Source organism: Micromonospora marincola (genome assembly GCF_056150385.1).
In genome coordinates, this window is sequence record NZ_JAXCFT010000003.1 from 93,937 (window position 1) to 113,227 (window position 19,291).

Here is a 19,291-nt window from a genome sequence, read left to right on the forward strand (position 1 = left end):
AGGATGTGCGGCCCGACGCCAGCCGTGGGGCCCCGCGTGGTGCGCGGGGCCCCACGGTGTCAGCGGCCCTGGAGCGCGCGGACGTTGTCGCCGAACGTCCAGCCCTTCGACCCGTCCCAGTTGATCGACCAGGTCATCAGCCCCTTGAGGCCGGGGACGGAGTTGTGGGCCTGGCTCACCGACGACGGGCTCATGTAGCCGCCGCCCGCGCCGGACTGCGCCGGCAGACCGGGGACCTGCTTGTCGTAGGGGACGCGGATCGTGGTGCCCTGGACGGTGAGCCCGTTGTTCAGGCACTGCGTCTGCACCGTGAAGCCCGGCACGGTGCCGGCCGGGTACGAGTCGCCGGCGCAGCCGTACATCGAGCCGTTGTAGTACTGCATGTTCAACCACCAGAGCCGGCCGTTGTCCGCGTACTTCTTGACGATCGGCAGGTACGCGCCCCAGATCGAGCCGTAGGTGACGCTGCCACCTGTGACGTACGCGGTCTCCGGCGCCATGGTGAGCCCGAAACCGGCCGGCATCTGGGCCAGCACCCCGTCGATGATCCGGATCAGGTTGGCCTGCGACGGCGAGAGCTGGTTGATGTTCCCGCTGCCGGTGAGCCCGGTCTCGATGTCGATGTCGATGCCGTCGAAGTTGTGCCGCTTGAGGATCGGCACGACGGTGGCGACGAACCGGTCGGCGACCGCGGTGGAGCTGAGGTCGATGCCGGCGGCGGCCCCGCCGATGGACAGCAGCACGGTCAGCCCGGCGGCCTTGGCCTGGCACACCTGCGCCGGGGTGGGCACCTTGACGCCGGCGTCCATGCCGTCCTCCCACAGCACGGTGCCGTCGGCGCGGATGACCGGGAACGCGGCGGTGACGACGTTGTAGCCGTGCCCGGTGATCCGGGAGTCGGTGATCGGGATCCAACCGAGCCCGGGGTGCACGCCGTTTGCCGCGCCGTCCCAGTTCTCCCAGTAGCCTTGGAGCACCTTCCCACCGGGCCGGGACTTCAGCGCGCAGGTGCCACCGCCGGTGGCGGTCGGGGTCGGCGTGGGCGTCCGGGTGGGGGAGGGGGAGGCGGTGGGGGTGGGTGACGGCGGCCGGGTGGTGGGGCTCGGTGACGGGGTGCCGCCGCCGGAGCAGGCGCCGAGGTCGGTCCAGAGCGCGGGTACGGCGGCCGGGTTCCATCCCGCGCCGGGCGGCGGGGTGTGCGTCACCAACGCCTGGTAGAGCCGGCCGGCGTAGCTGGCCCGGCTGCCGGCGGTCCAGGTGACGCCCTCGGCCCAGGCGGGCGCGTCGCAGGCCACGAGCGCGCCGCGCGCGGTCGCCCCGCCGCTGGCGGCCGGCAGGGCGACGGTGGCGGCGAGCAGCGCGCCGCCACCGAGCACAGCGGTGATCAGACGTCCGAGTCGCATGACATACCTCCTCGTCGATGCGCCGCAGGCTATCAGTTAACTTTGTTAAATGTAAATGCGCAGTAGTCTGTCACCACTTGGTTCACGACGTGAATGCGGGTCGCCGGCGGGCGGCCGAGGGAAGGACGGCGGCGGACGTGGACGCTAGACGCACCACGGTGCGCGACATGCGCCGGGCCAACCGGTCGGTCCTGCTCACCCGGATCTGGCTGGACGGCCCGCTCAGCCGGCACGAGCTGGGGCAGTCGACCGCGCTGAGCCTGGCCAGCGTGAGCAACCTGGTCGGCGAGATGATCGCCGAAGGGCTGGTCGAGGAGGCCGGCTCGGTCGAGTCCGACGGTGGACGCCCCCGGGTGCTGCTGCGCGTCGCACCCGGTTACGGCTACCTGGTCGGCGCCGACGTGGGCGAGACCCGGGTGCAGGTCGAGCTGTTCGACCTGAGCATGACCGCGTTGGCCAAGGCGGAATATCCGATCGCCGCCGCCGAGCCCGACCCGGCGCGGGTCGCCGACCACCTGCGGCACGGCCTCGCCGCGGTGACCGAGCAGTCAGGCGTCGACCCGGCCGCGGTGCTCGGCTTCGGCGTCGCCGTCTCCGGCACGGTCGAGCGCACCGCCGACGCCGTGGTGCACGCCCAGACCCTGGGCTGGGACGGTGTACCGCTCGGCGCGATGCTGCGCGCCGGCACCGACGTCCCGGTGCACATCGACAACGGCGCCAAGACGCTCGGCCAGGCCGAGATGTGGTTCGGCGCCGGTCGTGGCGTCCGGCACGCGGTGGTCGCCCTGGTCGGCTCCGGCGTGGGCGCCTCCGTGGTCGCCGACGGCGTCGGCTACCGCGGCGCGCACAGCAGCGCCGGCGAGTGGGGTCACACCACAATCGTGTACGGGGGGCGGCGCTGCCGCTGCGGCAACCTCGGCTGCCTTGAGGCGTACGTCGGGGCGGAGGGGGTGCTGGACCGGTTCCGGCAGGCCAACCGGGGTCGACCGGCGGCCGGCGGGGACGAGGAGACCGCGTTCGGCGAGCTGCTGCGCGCCACCGGCCGCACCGCCGCGAGGGTGATTGACGAGACGGTCGGCTACCTGGGCGCCGGGGTGGCGAACCTGGTGAACCTGTTCAACCCGGAGCGGGTGGTGCTCGGCGGCTGGGCCGGGCTGGCGCTCGGCGAGCGCCACCTGCCGGCGATCCGCGAGGCCACCGCGCGGCACGCGCTGCGCCAGCCGTACGCGCAGACCTCGATCGAGCTGTGCCGGCTCGGACCGGACGCGGTCGCGATGGGCGCGGCCACCCTGCCGATGACCCGGCTGCTGCGCGACGGCGGCGTGCCCCGCGAACCGGCGGTCCGACCCGCCCCGGCGCGGCGGCCGAACCGTCGTTGACGGGCCGGGCCGGCGTTCCCGCCGACCCGGCCACGATGGTCAGGACGGCAGCGTCCACTTCTGGTTGGCGCCGCCGGTGCAGCTCCACACCTGTGTCTTCGTACCGTCGGCGGAGGTGTTGCCGGTGACGTCGAGGCACTTGTTCGCCTGCGGGTTCACCAGGTCCCGGCCGGCGGTCCAGGTCCACTGCTGGGCGGCGCTGCCGTTGCAGGTCCACAACTGCGCCTTCGTGCCGTCGGCGGTGCCGCCACCGGCCACGTCCAGGCACTTGCCGAGCGCCCGGAGCGTGCCGTCGGCGGCCCGGGTCCACTGCTGGTTGGCGCCGCCGACGCAGCTCCAGATCTGCACCGGCGTGCCGTCGGCGCTGGCGTTGTCGGTGACGTCCAGGCACTTGCCGCCGATGCCGGTGACCGGGCCGGTCGGCGTGGGGCCGCCGCCGGACGGGGTGCCGGACCAGGTGAACGTGGCGGTGGTGCGGGCCGGCAGCGAGTAGGTGAAGGACTGTCCGCCCCACACCACCTTCACCGACTGTGCCGAGGTGCCGCCGTTGTGCGCGAGCAGCGCCTTGGAGCCGTCCGGGTTGCGGTAGGCGACGTTCGGCACGGTGCCGTTGGCGGTGGAGTCGATCCGGGTCGCGCCGGGCCGGACGAACTTGGTCAGGTGCCCGGTGGTGTAGTACTCGACTGTGTAGTCGACCTGGCCGGCCCGGGCGCCGCCCTCCTGCACGGTGATCAGGCCGGTGCAGGTGCCGCAGCCGCCGTTGTGCGGGCCCATGTTCTGGTTGACCGCGAGGCTCCACTTCACCACGCTGCGGCTCCAGTTCCGCGCGTAGGTCACGATGTCGGCCATGTCCTCGTTGTGCTGGTTGGTGATCCAGGTGCCGCCGGAGTGCTCGGTGCTGAACTGCGGCACCGCCGGATACTGCGCGCGGACCTGGCTGCCGACCGCCGGGTCACCGAAGTAGCCGTGCCAGGCGATGCCGCCGAAGAGCGGGTCGTTACGCACGCCGGAGTCGCCGAGCACGCCGGCGCCCATGGTGGCGTAGTCGCCGTAGTTCCAGTCGTGCACGAGCACCTTCGTGGTGAGGCCGGCGGCCCGGAACGCCGGGTAGACGAAGTTCTTGGTCAGCTCGGCCAGGCCGGAGGAGTTCCAGCTCATCCCCGGGTAGTCCATCGCGGTGGGGTTGCCGGACTGGCAGCAGTTCGGCTCGTTCTGCACCGACAGGTAGTCGACCTTCACGCCGCGCGCGGCGTACGCCTGGACGGTCTTGACCAGGTACTGGGCGTAGGTGGCGTAGTGCTCCCACTTCAGCCAGCCCATCTGGTCCATCCGGCCGTTGTCCTTCATCCAGCCGGGGGCGCTCCACGGCACCACCATCACCCGCAGCGCCGGGTTGAGCTGCCGGGCCTGCGCGGTGAGCAGTTCGACGTTCGTGTCGTAGCCGTTCGCCCCGAAGTCGCCGAGGTCGCAGCAGGTGTCGTCGAGGGACACGTTTCCGGGGCGGGACAGGTCGGACGCGCCGATCGGATTGCGCACGAACGACAGCCCGATGCCGTCGGTGGGGCTGAACAGCTTGCGCATCACCGCGTCACGGGTGGCCGCGCTGACCGGGCCGCCGCGTAGCAGGTGGGCGGTGGTGTCGGTGATGGACGCGCCGGCGCCGTCGAACGGCTGGTAGCGGGTGTTCTCGTCGACGGTGATGGTGTGGGTGGCGCCGGCGCTCGTGCCGGCGAAGCTCAGCGGGCTCTGCTGTTGCAGCCCGCGGGTGACGGTCCGGCCGCCGGAGTCGGAGGTGGTGGTGAGCCAGATGTTGACGGTCTCGCCGGCGGCGTGTGCCGCGGTGGTGGGGACGAGGGCGCCGGCGGTGAGGCAGAGCGTCAGGGCGACGCGGCCGGCGATGCGGGGAACGGTGGTGGGGGACACGGATGCTCCTTCCGGTGAATCGACATCCGCGAATGAGAAAACCGTTCTCCCCGTCTTATGTCAAGGAATGAAAAAAGTGGTCGGACCGGGCCCGGGACGTGCCGGGGCGGCCACCCGGGAAGCTCCCGCGCGGCCACCCCGGACGGTCGGGTCAGCGCTGCCCGCGCACCCGCCGGACGGTGTCGCGATACCACAGCGCACTGCGCTTCGGGGTGCGGCGCTGCGAGTCGTAGTCGACCCGGATGATGCCGAACCGCTTGTCGTAGCCGTACGCCCACTCGAAGTTGTCGAGCAGCGACCAGGCGAAGTAGCCGCGCACGTCCGCGCCGGCCTGCCGGGCCCGCGCCACCGCCCGCAGGTGCTCGGTCAGGTAGGCCACCCGGTCGTCGTCGGCCACGAACCCGTCGGCGTCCGCCTGGTCGTCGAACGCCGCGCCGTTCTCGGTGATCACCATGGGCACGCCCGGGTAGTCGCGGTGCAGCCGCACCAGCAGGTCGGTGAAGGACTCCGGCACGATCTCCCAGTCCATCGCGGTGCGCGGCAGGTCCCGGCGGACCACCCGGCGCACCGGCCTGCCGTCGTCGTCGCGCTCGCGGCCCTGCTCGTCCACCCCGGAGTGCAGTTGCCCGAAGTAGTAGTTCACCCCGAGGACGTCGATCGGGGTGGCGATCACCTCCAGGTCACCGTCGGAGACCGGGATCCGGACCCCCTCGGCGGCCAGGTCCGCCACCACGTCCTCCGGGTACGCGCCGCGCAGCACCGGATCCAGGTAGAGGCGGTTGCCCAGCCCGTCCGCCGCCCGGGCCGCGTCCCGGTCCGCCGCGCTGTCCGTGGCCGGGTCGGCGGTGGTCAGATTGAGCGTCAGGCCCAGCTCGACCGGTCCCGGCGCCGCCGCGCGCAGCCGCTGGGTGGCCAGGCCGTGCCCGAGCAGCAGGTGGTGCGCCGCCGCGATGCCGTCACCCAGGTTCCGCCGGCCCGGGGCGTGGTCGCCGTAGGCGTACCCGAGCATCGCCGAGCACCACGGCTCGTTGAGTGTGGTCCAGGTGCGTACCCGGTCGCCGAGCGCGGCGAAGACCAGCTCCGCGTAGTCGGCGATGCGGTAGGCGGTGTCCCGGTTCGGCCAGCCGCCCGCGTCCTCCAGCTCCTGCGGCAGGTCCCAGTGGTAGAGCGTCACCCACGGGTCGACGCCCCGGCCGAGCAACTCGTCCACAAGCCGGTCGTAGAAGCCCAGCCCGGCCGCGTTGGCCGGGCCGCGCCCGCCCGGCTGCACCCGCGGCCACGCCACCGAGAACCGGTACGTGTCCAGCCCCAGGTCGGCGATGAGCGCCACGTCCTGCGGCATCCGGTGGTAGTGGTCGCAGGCCACGTCGCCGTGGTCGCCGTTGGCCACCGCCCCCGGAACCCGGCAGAAGGTGTCCCAGATGGACGCGGTGCGGCCGTCCTCGGCCACCGCGCCCTCGATCTGGTACGACGATGTCGCCACCCCCCACCGGAAGGTCGGCGGCAGCGTGTCGATCGGGTCCGCCTGGTCCACACTCGGGCGGTTGAGGTCGGTGTCCATGGTTCTCCTCGCGGTAGCGGTGGGCTCGGGCGGGTCAGCGGGGTAGGGGTGCGACGGCCGGGTGCAGCCAGCACGCGACGGCCCGCGTCGGATCGTCGACGCCGGGCGGCCCCAGCACCGGCACCCGCTCGTCGCACCCGTCGAACGCCTTCGGGCAACGCGGGTGGAACGCGCAGCCGGCCGGCATGGCGCGCAGGTCCGGCGGGGAACCGGGGATGCCGGTCAGCTCGCGGCGCGGCCCGTGCAGCGCCGGGAACGAGTGCAGCAACCCCTCGGTGTACGGGTGCAGCGGCTCGGCGTACAGCCGGGCGGCGGGCGCCTCCTCGACGATCCGGCCGCCGTACATGATGGCGATCCGGTCGGAGAACTCCACGAGCAGCGACAGGTCGTGGGTGATGAACAGCACCGCGAAGCCGAGCCGTTCGCGCAGCTCGGCGAGCTGGCCGAGGATCTGGCGCTGCATCACCACGTCGAGCGCGGTGGTCGGCTCGTCCATGATGACCAGTTGCGGCTCCAGCGCCAACGCCATGGCGATCATGACCCGTTGCCGCATGCCGCCGGAGAGCTGGTGCGGATAGCTGTCCAGCCGGTCGGCGGCGATGCCGACAAGCCGCAGCAGATCCTTGGCGCGGGCCAGCCGGCCGGCCGCGGTGCTCTTCGGCTCGTGTGCCTTGATCACGTCGAGGAGCTGGGTGGAGACCTTGTGCACCGGGTTGAGCGAGTTCATCGCGCCCTGGAACACGATCGACGTCTCCGCCCAGCGGAACTGGCGCAGCCGGGCCGGGCTGAGCGTCAGCACGTCCACCGGCGGGCCGTCGACCGGGTGGTAGATCACCTGACCGCCGCTCACCACCCCGGGCGGGGGCAGCAGCCGGGTCAGCCCGTACGCCAGGGTGGACTTGCCGCTGCCGCTCTCCCCGGCCAGGCCGAGCACCTCGCCCCGGTGCAGGGTCAGGTCGACATCGCGGACCGCGTGCACCGCGTCCGCGCCGATGCCGTAGTCGACGCACAGCCCACGGATCTCCAGCACCTTGCCGTTCATGGGGTGACGTCCTTCCGGCTGTCCTGCATCGGCACGGCGGCGGCCTTCGGGGCCAGCACCGGGGTGAAGCCGACCCGCATCCGGACGGTCCGGCCGTCGGCGGTGCGGATCCGGGTCCGGCCGCCGGTGCGCAGCCGGGGGCTGACGAACTCGTCGATGCCGAAGTTGATCAGTGCGAGCGCGGTGCCGAGCAACGCGATGGCCAGTCCGGCCGGCACGAACCACCACCAGGCGCCCTGCGCGAGCGCCTGCTGGCCCTGCGCCCAGAACAGGATGGTGCCCCAGTTCCACGACGACACCGAGGAGATGCCGATGAACGCCAGGGTGATCTCCGACATCACCGCGAAGATCACGGTGCCGACGAAGCCGGAGGCGATGATCGCGGTCAGGTTGGGCAGGATCTCGAAGCCGATGATCCGCCAGGTCCGCTCGCCCGTGGCGCGCGCGGCCTCGACGTAGTCGCGGCGGCGCAACGACAGGGTCTGGGCGCGCAGCACCCGGGCGCCCCAGGCCCACGAGGTGAGGCCGATGATCAGCGCGACCAGAAGCTCGCCGGCCTGGTCGACGAGCGACGCCACGATGATGATCAGCGGCAGCGCGGGGATCACCAGGAACACGTTCGAGAGCGCCGACAGGCTCTCGTCGGCGGCGCCGCCCAGATAGCCGGCGGTCACCCCGATCAGGATGGACAGGATCATGGCCAGCACGCCGGCGATCAGCCCCACCACCATCACGCTGCGCGTGCCGACCAGGATCTGACTGAAGATGTCCTGGCCGAGGTGGGTGGTGCCGAACCAGTGCCGGGCCGAGGGGGCCTGGAGCACGTCGGCGCCGCGCGCGTCCGGGTCGTACGGCGCGATCCACGGCCCGATGACCGCAAGCAGCCCGTACACCCCGACGATGGCCAGCCCGGTGGCGGCCTTGCCGTTGGCGACGAAGCGGAACCGGCGTCGCCGCGCCCGGGCCGACGGCTGCGCCATCGCGCCCTGGCCGGGGATGACCTGCTCGATACTCGAAGGGGAGAGTGTCATCGGCTCAGCTCTTTCGGGTCCGCGGGTCGAGAAGCAGGTACGCGACGTCGGCGAGCAGGTTCGCCACCAGGACCGAGATCGTGATGATCAGGAAGATGCCCTGCATGAGCGGGTAGTCCTTGCTGCCGACGGCCTGGAAGAGCTGGAACCCCAGGCCCGGATAGGAGAAGACGATCTCCACGAGCAGCGTGCCGCCGACGATGAAACCGAGCGACAGCGCGAAGCCGGAGACGTTCGGCAGCAGCGCGTTGCGGGCGGCGTAGCTGAGCGCCACCCGGCGCTCGGAGAGCCCCTTGGCGTGCGCGACGGTGATGTAGTCCTCGCTGGAGACGGTGACCATCATGTTGCGCATGCTGAGGATCCAGCCGCTCATCGACGAGACCAGGATGGTCGCCGCGGGCAGGATGCTGTGCTGGAGCGCGCTCGGGATGAAGTACGCGTCGAACGCCGGCACCAGTCCCGGCTCGTAACCGCCGGAGGAGGGGAAGAAGCTGCCCGGGCCGGCGAACAAGGCGATCGCCACCAGGCCCAGCCAGAAGTAGGGGATCGAGGAGAGGAACGTGGTGGCCGGCAGCAGCCCGTCGATCCACGACCCGCGCCGCCAGCCGGCGCCCACGCCGAGCGCGGTGCCGAGCAGGAAGCTGACGATCGTGGTGACGCCGACCAGGCCGACCGTCCACGGCAGGCTGCTCCCGATCACCTCGGACACCGGCGCCGGGAAGAACGTGAACGACAACCCCAGGTCGCCGTGCAGGAGCTGGCCCCAGTAGGCGACGTACTGCTGCCACAGGTTGCGGTCGGAGTCCAGCCCGAACAGCACCCGCAGCGACGCGATCGCGTCGGCGCTGATCCGGCCCTGGTTGCGCGAGATCAGCGCCTGCACCGGGTCGCCCGGCACGATCCGCGGGATGAAGAAGTTGAGGGTGATCGCCGCCCAGGCGGTGAACAGGTAGAAGACCGTCCGTTGCAGCAGGAACCTCATCGGGCCGCCTCCCGTCCGGCGGCGCCGGCGCTCTCGGCCGCCACGGTGGGGTCGGCCTTCCCGGCCGCTGCGGTGGCCGGGTCGAACAGCCAGCAGGCCGCCCAGTGTCCGGGCCGGTCGTCGATCGGGATCGGCGGCGGCAGTTCGGTGGCGCATCGGGGCATGGCGTGCGGGCAACGGGGGTGGAAGCGGCATCCGGCGGGTGGGCGGATCAGGCTCGGCGGCTCGCCGTGACCGCGCTCGCCCGCCGCGTCGCCGCCGGCGTCCGCGCCGGTGATCCGCTGCGGGTCCGGCGCCGAGTCGATCAACAACCTGGTGTACGGGTGGGCCGGCCGCTGGGTGACCGTCTCGCTGTCGCCGCCCTCGACCATCCGCCCGGCGTACATCACGATCGTCTCGTCGGCGAAGTAGCGGGCCGAGGCGATGTCGTGGGTGATGTAGAGGATGGCCAGGTTGAGCCGGTCCTTCAGGTCCTGGAGCAGGTTGAGCACGCCGAGGCGGATCGAGACGTCGAGCATGGAGACCGGCTCGTCGGCAAGCAGCACCTCGGGGTCGGCGCCGAGCGCCCGGGCGATCGCGACGCGCTGGCGCTGGCCGCCGGAGAGTTCGTGTGGGAACGCGTCGAGGTAGCGCTCCGGCGGGGTGAGGCTGACCCGGGTGAGCAGGTCGGCCAGGGCCTTCTCCAGCCCGTCCGGCCCGGCCCCGGCGTTGCCGTGGATGCGCAGCGACCGGGTGAGGTGGTAGCGCACGGTGTGCACCGGGTTCAGCGACGCGAACGGGTCCTGGAGGATCAACTGCACCTGGCGCACGTACGCCCGGAACCGGCGTCCGCCGCGTACCCGGGTCGGGACGCCGTGCAGCCGGATGTCGCCGGCGGTGCGCGGGTAGAGCTGGGCCAGCAGCCGGGCCACCGTGGACTTGCCGGAGCCGGACTCCCCGACAAGCGCGGTCACCCGGCCGCGACGCAGCGCGATCGAGACGTCGTCGACGGCGTGCACCGCCGCCGGGGTCCGGGAGAGGAGGTCACGCAGCCGCCGGCGGACCGGGAAGTGCTTGGTCAGGCCGACGGCCTCCAGCACCACCTCGTCGGCCGGCGCCGGGGCGCTCTCGGTCGTCGTCATGCCGAATTCCTGTCTGGGGTTGCCGGGGTGAGGGGCGGGTGCCGCCTCCCCGGCCGGCGCGGGCCGGCCGGGGAGGCGACGCCGGGTCAGCCGGCGGTCGGCTTGAGGTGCAGCACCACGTCCAGCGCGTTGGGCTGGGTGGGTTGCAGCGCGCCGTACGGGTTCGAGTCGTCCGGCCAGCCGGTCCAGTTCTTCGCGCTGTACGCGCCGCCGATGTTGTCCGCGCCGACCGGGATCATCGGCGTCTGCTCGACGAAGATCTTCTGCAGCGTGGCGAGCGCCGTGGTGCGGGCGGCCTCGTCGGTCGCGTTGGCGTACGAGACGAGCGCGTCGGTCGCCGTCTTGTTGTCGAAGCGGCCGAAGTTGCCGGCGGGGGAGGCGGTGCCGATCGGCTTGAGCACCCGACCGTCCATGATCGTCCGGTAGATGTCGTACGGCGTCGCGCCGCTCTCGGTCCACCGGAAGGTGGCGTCGAAGTTGCCCTGCTCCACGTTGCGGAACCAGGCGTCCTGGTTGGCCTTGTCGATGGTCGCCGCGATGCCGATCTTCGACAGGTTGTCCTTCACGATCTCCAGGCTGGTCTGGTAGTCGGACCAGCCGGCCGGGTCGGTCAGCTTGATCGTGACCGGCTTGCCGCTCTTGTCCTTGAGCGTGGTGCCGTCGAGCTTGTAGCCGGCGCCGGCGAGCAGTGCCTTGGCGCCCTCGACGTCGACCTTGTGCTCCTGCCCCTGGTACTCCGGCGCGATGAACGAGTCGCCGGCCGGGCTGGGCAGGCCGGTCACGCTCTTGACCTCGGGGTGGAAGTAGGCCGCCTCGGCGGTGGTGAAGATGTCCGCCCGGTCGACGACCATGTTCATCGCCTTGCGCAGCGCCGGGTCGTCGAACGGCTTCTTCGTGGTGTTGAGGTAGAGGCCGTGGATGCCCAGCACGGCAGGCGCCCACACCTTGTGGTTCTTCTGGTCCTTGGCCACGAACACGGTCTGGTAGTTGGGAATGAAGACGAAGCTCCACTCCGACTCGCCGTTGGCGAGCGCCGTGGTCTGCGCGCTGTTGTCGGTGTACGACGTGAAGCGCAGCTCCTTCACCTTCGGCGCGTCCTGCCAGTAGCCGCTGTCGCGCACGGTGAGCGTGGTGGTGGCCGGCGTGAACGACTTGAGCGTGTAGGGGCCGCTGCCGACCGGCTGCTTCACCGGGTCGGTGGTCGGGTCGGCGATCTTCTCCCAGAGGTGCTTCGGCACGATCGGCACCCGCCACAGCACCTTCTGCTGGTTGACGAACTGCGGGCTGGACATCGTGATCGTGACGTCGTTGCCGCTCACGGTCGCGTCCGTGTACGGCACACCCTGGTCGTTGAGCGCCGGGAACTTCTTGACCAGGTTGTAGGTGAACGCCACGTCCTCGGCGGTGACCTTCTGCCCGTCGGACCAGGTGGCGTCGTCCCGGACGGTCACCTTGACCGACTTGTAGTCCGCCGACCACTCGGCCTTGGTGGCCAGCCACGGCTTGAACGGCTCGGCCGGCTTGACCGGGTTCCACATCATCAGCGGCTCGTAGATCTGCCAGCGGTAGCCGAGCGACGCCGCGGCCGAGGTGGTGAGGAACGGGTTGTTGTTCTCGGCCTGCGGACCGTTCGGCATGCCGACGTTCAGCACGGTCGCGGCCTGGCCGTTCTTCTTCTCCGCGTTGGGGCTGTCGCCGCAGGCGGCGACCGTGGTGGTGACCATCGCGCCGGCCAGCGCGACGGCGAGGAGTTGCCTTCTTCTCATGGAGGTCTCCCTCGGTGGTCCCGCGTGTTCTCGGGCGGGATGTGGTGGATGAAGGGTGTGCGGTGGTGCCACCGGCGGGCGGGTGCCCGACGGCGTGGTCGCCGAGGTTCGGCGGTACGGGGTCAGGTGACGCCGGTGGAGGCGCGGGCGGCGAAGCGGGTCGGGATGACGGTGGGGGTGTCGGGCAGCGGCGTGCCGGTGAGGTGGGCGATGAGGAGCCGGGCGGCGGCGGCGCCCATCTCCCGCAGGGGCTGGTGCACCGAGCTGAGCGGCGGGTGGGTGTGCCCGGCCAGCGGCAGGTCGTCGAAGCCGACCACCGCCACGTCCTCCGGGACGCGCCGGCCGGCGTCGCGCAGCGCCTGGAGCGCGCCGGCGGCGGACAGGTCGTTGTGCGCGAAGACGGCGTCGAACGGCGCGCCCTCGGCGAGCAGCCGTCGTACCGCGGCGCGCCCGCACTCGAAGGTGAAGTCGCCCTCGACCACCCGGATCGATTCGGTGGGTACGCCGGCGTCGGCGTAGGCGTCGGCGAAGCCGGCCAGCCGTTCCCGGGTGCAGCCGAAGCGGCGCAGGCCGGTGACGACGAGCGGACGGCGGCGACCGAGTGCCAGCAGGTGCACGGCGGCGGCCCGCGCGCCCGCCTCGTTCGTGGTGCGCACCGACGGGAAGCCGGGCTGGTGGCCACGGTCGTCGATGAGGATGACCGGCAGGCCGCGCCGGTGCAGCCCGGTGATGTAGTCGAGCGTGCCCTCGGGTTCGACCACGAGCAGGCCGTCGAAGGACTTGGCCGAGACCTGGGAGGCGAACCGCCGCATCGACTCGTCGCCGTGGGTGCAGGTGAACAGCAGCATGCCGTACCCGGCGGCCTCGACCGCGTCCACCGCGCCCTGGAGCACCTCACCCATCCAGGGCCAGGTCAGCGCCGGCACCAGCATGCCCACCACCCGGGTACGCCCGCGGGCCAGGCCGACCGCGCGGGCGCTCGGCACGTAACCGAGGTCGCTGATGACGGCGCGGACCCGGTCGGCGGTGCGGATGTGCACCTCGCCCTTGCCGTTGAGCACCCGCGACACGGTCGTCTTGCTCACCCCGGCGCGGGTGGCGACGTCGGCGATGGTGATCGGCACGTGACGCTCCCGGGTCGCGGGGATGAGGGGGATGTTTCGGAACCGGTTGCGGTAGCGGTTCCGTGGCAGTCAACCGAAGTGGCGCCGGTCACGTCAATAACGGGCAGATAACGAAACACGGCTAAGTTCGACTCCTAAAAAAAGTAGTCGGGCAGCGGATGTGTCGATCACGGCGGTGAGCAGGGTCGATGCGGCGCCGAGCGGGCTGTCCGATGTGGACTGAAATCAGATCCGCGCGTACACGTCGCCGGAGTTGGCCTCGTGCGGCAGCGCGCGCAGGTGCGCCGCCACCTCGGCGGCCGGACGCCAACCCGGCGGGGCGAACGCCATCTCGTCGCCGAGCGCCACGGCGAACCCGGTGAAGCCGAGCGTGGTGAGCCGGTCCAGGCAGCGTTCGGCCAGGTCCCGGGCGATGGTGGTGAACTCGAACGACAACGCCGGCACCGGGCGGCTCAACCCGGCCAGCACGGCGTCCTCGAAGCCCTCCACGTCCACCTTCACGAACGCCGGGACACCGTGGGCGTCGACGAGCGCGTCAAGTGTGGTGCCGGCCACCTCGATCTCGCCGTCCCACGTCTCGCCCTCCCAGCCGGCGGCCTGCCCGGCGGCGCGGACGAAACTCCGGGAGGCGGTGGAGACGGTCGGGTTGACGGAGTTCACGTGCAGCCGCACCGGCCCGGGGACCCGTCCACAGGCCGCCTCCACCACCGTCACCGCGTCGTCGCCCGAGTGCAGGGCGCGGAGCACCCGCGCGCAGAGCGCCTGCGGCTCCACGGCGACCACCCGGGCGCCGAGGCGACGGAAGCTGTCCAGCCGGTCGCCGACGTGCGCGCCGACGTCGAAGACCAGGTCACCGGCGTCGACCAGGGGCGCGTAGAACGCGTCGAGTGCCGCCTCCCGCGCGCGGTCACCGTGATAGAACTCAAGCGACCGGCGCAGGCCCGACATCGCCGGATCGGCCTTGAGCGCCTCGATCACCTCGTCCCGATCTCCCACACCACCGACCGTAGCCCGCCCTTGATCGTGGCGGGCGGCTCACGCGCTTCCGCCCGCCCACCACCCCACCCCCCTAGGACGCTTGAGGGGTGGTGACCCGGCTCGCCGGAGTTCTCTCCGGGAGCATCTTCGTGGCAGATGACCCGGTCCCGCGAGATGCCGCAAAGGCCAACGGGCAACACCGGTCCGTTCCGGCGGTAACCCAGCCCTCCGGGGGCATCACGCAGACGCGAAAACCGGGCAACCAGAGGCAGGGTGGATCTGTTCCCCGCTCCCATCTCCCGTCGCCAGGAGGTGGGAAGGTTCTCCCATGAAGCGAGAACGCGCCCTTGATCGACTCCAGTCCGCCGAAGTGGTGGCATCACGGCGTCGGGATGCCACCACTTCGGCGAGGTGGAGTCGATCAAGGGACGGGAGATGCCGCCGCCTCAGGGGCATGGCGTCGGTGCGCCACGCCCACGCGAGAACGGGTCAACCAGACGTCGTCCCGGATCATGAACTCAGGGGGTTTCGACGATCTCCTGGCCCAGCGGCCAGAGCGCCGCCGGGACCAGCTTGAAGTTGGCCACCCCGAACGGGATACCGATGATCGTCACGCACAGCGCCACCCCGGCGAGGATGTGCGACAGGGCCAGCCACCAGCCGGCCAGCAGCACCCAGAGCACGTTCGCCAGGCCGGAGGGCACGCCGGCGCCCGGCTTGGGCACGATCGTGCGCCCGAAGGGCCACAGCGCGTACGAGGCGAGGCGCAGCGAGGCGACACCGAACGGGATGGTGACGACCAGGACGAAGCAGATCAGGGCGGCCACGCCGTAGCCGAGGGCGAGGACGAGGCCGCCACCGAAGACGAGCCACAGCAGGTTCAGCAGGAAGCGGATCACCACTTCATGGTGCCCGCCGCCCGCAACCACCCCGCCGAGCCGGTGCTGATCCACGCCGGGGGCCGGGCCTGACGCCCGCCACGTCGGCGATGTCGAGGTCCTCGAACGCTCTTGTGGAGACGCTGGTCACCCCGTGCCGACTGCGGTGCGCTCCGGCGTGGTCACCAGGGCCGCCACGGCGTGTGCGGTGGCCGGATGCGCGGTGAGTAGCGCCGTGGCGGCGCCCGCCACCGGGGCCCCGCCAGCACCGCCGGACATCTGGGCCTCGCCGGTGGGGGAGCGCCACGGCGCGTCGCAGCCCAGCAGCGCGGCGACCGCTTCGACCGCGTCCGGATGGGTGGTCAGCAGGTCGAGTACCGGTCCGGCCTGGACCGTCGGCGTCGGCGCGGTGGGCGCGGCGGGGTCGGCGGCCCACGGCGGTGTCCAGTCGTCAAGCGCGGGCAGCGTGGCGGGGAAGGTGCGTTCCGCCTCGCGGACCAGCAGCGGCACCAGCTCGGGGCCGTGCTCGCGCAGCGTGGTGATCAGGGTGGGCAGCCAGGGCAGCAGCACCGGATCGGGCAGCCCGGCGAACGCGGCGGACATGGTCTCCACCACGAACGGCGCCAGCCCGGGCACCGGTTCGAGGGCGTGCACGAAGCCGGACAGGTACTGCGGGAACGCCGGCACCACTAGCGGATTGGCAAGCAGTTCGGCGCAGCGCTCGCGCAGGCGCGCCAGCGGCAGCAGGCCGAGCTGGTGGCGGGCGGCCCAGAGCAGCGCCAGCTTGGCGGGCGTCTCCGGGTGGGCCTGGGCGACGGCGAGTTCGAGCTGGGACCTGTCGCAGCCCAGCGACAACGCGAGGCTCTCCATGCTGAACAGGAAGCCGAGCATCGCGCCGACCTGACGTACGCCGGTGGCCTCGTCGACGAACGCGGTGGGCAGGAGCGTGCAGTAGTGGGCGTAGCCGGTGGTGACGAACGCCTGGCACCAGGCGGGCAGCGCCGGCGCGGTGGTGCGGTGGTGGGCGAGCAGCCGCCGGATGCGGCGCAGCACCTCCGGCGCGTCGTCGACGGTGCGTTCGGCGGCGAGCAGCTCCACCGCCCGCGTGCCGAGTTCGTCGACCAGGCGGGGGCTGCCGAGCAGGCGGATGGCGTCCTCGACGGCGGCGAGCGCGCGGGCGGCGGTAGCGTCGGGGCCGCGGACGGCCCGGCGGAGTCGTTGCTCCAGCACCTGCTCGACGGTGACGCCCTCGTAGCCCAGCTCGATGAGGGCGCGCTGGTTGCGGCCGAGGGCGAGGTCCCAGCTCTCCTGCGTGGAGCGGTGGCCGAGGCGGTGCTCACCCATGATCGGGCGGACCGCGTCGGCGGGCAGCAGGTGCCGCAGCATCCAGAGCAGGTCGGAACAGGGCGCCAGCGCCGGGTCCGTCCGCAGGTCGAGCAGTGCCCGCTGCACGGTGCGCCGCTCCAGGTCGAGGCCGAGCGGCTGGAGCCGGTCGAGGACGTCGCGGGCCAGCGGTGGCAGGGAATCGTATCCGACCTGGCCGATCCGGTCGCCGCCGAGCAGGATCTCGCAGAGCCGGCGTACGTCGCGCCGTCCGGGCACCACGTCCTTCTCGATGCAGGTGACGGCGGCGTCGGCGAAGTCGTACGGCGTCGGTCGGGCCCGGTTGCGCAGGTTGGCCAGCAGGATCGAGGTCTCGAACACGGCGATCGCGTCGGCGGTGCTGGCCAGGTAGCCGTTGCGGCGGGCGAGCCGGACGATGTCCACGCACCAGCCGCGTAGCTGCGCCTCGTCGAGATCGTCGAGCGCGGGCGGCGCGGCGAGGAAGCCGGTGAGGCGGTCGGTGGCTGCGGCGGGCGCGGCGGGCGCGGTGCCCGCGCGGGCACGCCGGCCCTTCTTCGCCGTGGGTTGTCCGGTCAGCCGGTAGGGCGTGAGCCTGCTGCGGCCGAGCGCGGTGGTCCAGTTGGCGGCGGCGATGGAGACGGTGCCGGGGGCGAGCCCGAACTGCGACTCGATGGCCGAGTGGCTGGACGGGATGAGACCGTAGCGCCAGCGGGTGCCGGTGCGGGGGCTGATCGGGAAGTCCGGCGCGGTGGAGTCGAGGCCGAACTGCTCGACGTGGCTGGCGGCGTGGTAGGCGCCACAGACGTATAGGCAGTCGGCCGGGTCGGCGCCGGTGGCGGCGAGGTGTTGGCGCATCCGCGTCCACATGTGGCGTTCGCGGTCGGCGTCCCGGTCGTCGCGGTCGGCCCGGGACGGGCGCAGCCGCCGGAACAGGCTGCCGATGAGCACCATCACCTGCCGGTAGGCGTCGTGGTCGGCGTCGGCGAGGGGGCGTTCGACGTACTGCTCCCACCATTCCGACCAGTGCCGGACCTTGCCGTGGTGCAGCAGGTGCGCCTCCAGCTCGGCGAACCGGGGGCGCAGGTCGCCGATCTCCACGCCGACCGCGTCGCCGTGCAGCGCGGCGTCCTCGTCGGACGTCGGGGCCGCGCCGGGGCCGTCGGCGCGCGGGGTCCACTGGTAGACGTGGTCGGTGGAGCGGTCCACGAGCACCAGCTCCACCCCGGGGGTGTCCAGGGCGTACGCGATGGCCTGGTATTCCGCGGAGGCCTCGGTGATCGGGGCGATGACGCTCAGCGGGCTCCACTCGACGGGGAAGCCGTCGAGTTCGGTGGCGAACGCCTGCACGGCCACCGGTAGGCGGCAGTTGCGCAGCTCGTCGAGCAGGGGCCGCAGGTCCTCGCAGAGTTCGAGGTAGATGACCTTGGGTGGGCGGGCGCGCAGCCGGCGGGCCATGGCCAGCGCGGAGGCGGGGGAGTGGTGGCAGACCGGGAAGATCTCCAGCCGTTCGCGCAGGGCCCGGTCGACGTCGTCGACCATGCCGGCGAGGATGTCGGCGAGCGCGTCGGGGGAGTCGGCGAACGCGGCGGCGGCGTCGGTGAGCTGTTCGCGCAGCGCGCCGAACAGGCCGGTCGGGGCGGGTGCGGTCACGACAGGGACGCGATCGCCTGGCGGCCACCGTCGAGGAAGCCGTCCCAGTCGCCGCCGTCGGCCTTGGCGCGGGGCTCGACGACGCCGTGCAGGTATTTGTTGAGGATGGCCAGGTCCTCCGGGCTGCGGCGGGCCAGCGAGCCGACGAGTGATCCGGCGAGGGTCTGGGCGCGCAGGGTGCGGTCGCCGAAGAACTGGCTGTGCAGGACGGCGTCCTCCAGCACGCCGATCTGCTCGGCGGTGGACAGCGCCGACTCGAGCTTCTCGTCGTCGCTCGTGGCGGCGGACGCGGCGGCGCGCAGGTCGGCGAAGCTCTGCAGCAGGATGTCGAGCAGGGTCGGGGGGACCTCCAGCTCGATGCGGTGCCGGCGCAGCAGTTCCTCGGTGCGGAAGCGGACGATCTCGGCCTCGCTGCGCTTGTTGGTGACGACCGGGATGCGGACGAAGTTGAACCGGCGCTTGAGCGCGGAGGAGAGGTCGTTGACGCCCCGGTCGCGGCTGTTGGCGGTGGCGATGATCGAGAAACCGGGCTGGGCGAAGACGATGTTGTCGTGGTCCAGCTCGGGGATGGACACGTATTTCTCGGACAGGATCGAGATGAGCGCGTCCTGCACGTCGCTCGTGGAGCGGGTCAGCTCCTCGAAACGGCCGATGACGCCCTGCTCCATCGCGTTCATGATCGGCGAGGGGATCATCGACTCACGGGACTGGCCGCGGGCGATGACCATGGAGACGTTCCAGGAGTATTTGATGTGGTCCTCGGTGGTGCCGGCGGTGCCCTGCACGACCAGCGTGGAGTTGCGGCAGATCGCGGCGGAGAGCAGCTCGGCGAGCCAGCTCTTGCCGGTGCCGGGGTCGCCGATGAGCAGCAGGCCCCGGTCGGAGGCGAGCGTGACGATGCTGCGTTCGACGAAGCTGCGGTCGCCGAACCACTTCTGCGGGATCTCCCGGTCGAGGCCGTCGGCGCGTTCGGAACCGAGGATGAACAGGCGGACCATGCGGGGGCTGAGGCGCCAGGAGAACGGCTTCGGCCCGGTGTCGACCGATTCGAGCCAGTCCAGCTCGTCGGCGTACTTGGCCTCGGCGGGGGCGCGGAGCATGTCGGACAT

General features: G+C 71.9%; 14 protein-coding genes. 1 reads left to right on the forward strand and 13 read right to left on the reverse strand.

The window, feature by feature from the left end; genetic code table 11:
* Positions 1-59: 59 nt before the first annotated feature.
* The gene (locus SM450_RS08545; RefSeq protein ID WP_474619147.1) at positions 60-1,403 is read right to left on the reverse strand and encodes a glycosyl hydrolase family 18 protein; all 1,344 of its coding nucleotides are present in this window, start codon (positions 1,401-1,403) and stop codon (positions 60-62) included.
* A gap of 137 nt (positions 1,404-1,540) precedes the next feature.
* On the opposite strand from SM450_RS08545, the gene SM450_RS08550 reads away from it, so the two are divergent.
* Positions 1,541-2,782: an ROK family transcriptional regulator gene (locus tag SM450_RS08550; RefSeq protein WP_474619148.1), complete on the forward strand. Its 1,242-nt coding sequence runs from the start codon at positions 1,541-1,543 to the stop codon at positions 2,780-2,782.
* Positions 2,783-2,821: 39 nt separating this feature from the next.
* Here the strand turns inward: SM450_RS08550 and SM450_RS08555 are convergent, their stop codons facing one another.
* From SM450_RS08555 to SM450_RS08610, 12 genes are all read right to left on the reverse strand, one after another.
* Positions 2,822-4,705: a ricin-type beta-trefoil lectin domain protein gene (locus tag SM450_RS08555; RefSeq protein ID WP_474619149.1), complete on the reverse strand. Its 1,884-nt coding sequence runs from the start codon at positions 4,703-4,705 to the stop codon at positions 2,822-2,824.
* Between the two features lie 151 nt (positions 4,706-4,856).
* Positions 4,857-6,266 carry a GH1 family beta-glucosidase gene (locus SM450_RS08560; protein ID WP_474619150.1) on the reverse strand — a complete coding sequence of 470 codons (1,410 nt, stop codon included), beginning with the start codon at positions 6,264-6,266 and terminating at the stop codon, positions 4,857-4,859.
* Positions 6,267-6,300: 34 nt separating this feature from the next.
* Complete coding sequence (locus SM450_RS08565) at positions 6,301-7,308, reverse strand: ABC transporter ATP-binding protein (RefSeq protein WP_474619151.1); 1,008 nt, start codon at positions 7,306-7,308, stop codon at positions 6,301-6,303.
* Positions 7,305-8,339: an ABC transporter permease gene (locus SM450_RS08570; protein WP_474619152.1), complete on the reverse strand. Its 1,035-nt coding sequence runs from the start codon at positions 8,337-8,339 to the stop codon at positions 7,305-7,307. The genes SM450_RS08565 and SM450_RS08570 overlap by 4 nt, the downstream gene beginning before the upstream one ends.
* A 4-nt stretch (positions 8,340-8,343) precedes the next feature.
* On the reverse strand, positions 8,344-9,321 hold the full coding sequence (locus SM450_RS08575; RefSeq protein WP_474619153.1) for an ABC transporter permease: 978 nt from the start codon (positions 9,319-9,321) through the stop codon (positions 8,344-8,346).
* Positions 9,318-10,442, reverse strand: coding sequence for an ABC transporter ATP-binding protein (locus SM450_RS08580; protein WP_474619154.1), 1,125 nt, complete (start codon positions 10,440-10,442; stop codon positions 9,318-9,320). The genes SM450_RS08575 and SM450_RS08580 overlap by 4 nt, the downstream gene beginning before the upstream one ends.
* An 86-nt stretch (positions 10,443-10,528) precedes the next feature.
* The gene (locus SM450_RS08585; RefSeq protein ID WP_474619155.1) at positions 10,529-12,208 is read right to left on the reverse strand and encodes an ABC transporter substrate-binding protein; all 1,680 of its coding nucleotides are present in this window, start codon (positions 12,206-12,208) and stop codon (positions 10,529-10,531) included.
* Between the two features lie 122 nt (positions 12,209-12,330).
* Complete coding sequence (locus SM450_RS08590; RefSeq protein WP_474619156.1) at positions 12,331-13,332, reverse strand: LacI family DNA-binding transcriptional regulator; 1,002 nt, start codon at positions 13,330-13,332, stop codon at positions 12,331-12,333.
* 225 nt (positions 13,333-13,557) lie between these two features.
* A complete protein-coding gene (locus SM450_RS08595; protein WP_474619639.1) occupies positions 13,558-14,280 on the reverse strand; it encodes an FkbM family methyltransferase in 723 nt (240 codons plus the stop codon).
* Positions 14,281-14,828: 548 nt separating this feature from the next.
* Positions 14,829-15,209 carry a YccF domain-containing protein gene (locus SM450_RS08600; protein ID WP_474619157.1) on the reverse strand — a complete coding sequence of 127 codons (381 nt, stop codon included), beginning with the start codon at positions 15,207-15,209 and terminating at the stop codon, positions 14,829-14,831.
* Between the two features lie 126 nt (positions 15,210-15,335).
* On the reverse strand, positions 15,336-18,182 hold the full coding sequence (locus tag SM450_RS08605) for a DUF5682 family protein (protein WP_474619158.1): 2,847 nt from the start codon (positions 18,180-18,182) through the stop codon (positions 15,336-15,338).
* Positions 18,179-19,291, reverse strand: coding sequence for an ATP-binding protein (locus SM450_RS08610; protein WP_474619159.1), 1,113 nt, complete (start codon positions 19,289-19,291; stop codon positions 18,179-18,181). The genes SM450_RS08605 and SM450_RS08610 overlap by 4 nt, the downstream gene beginning before the upstream one ends.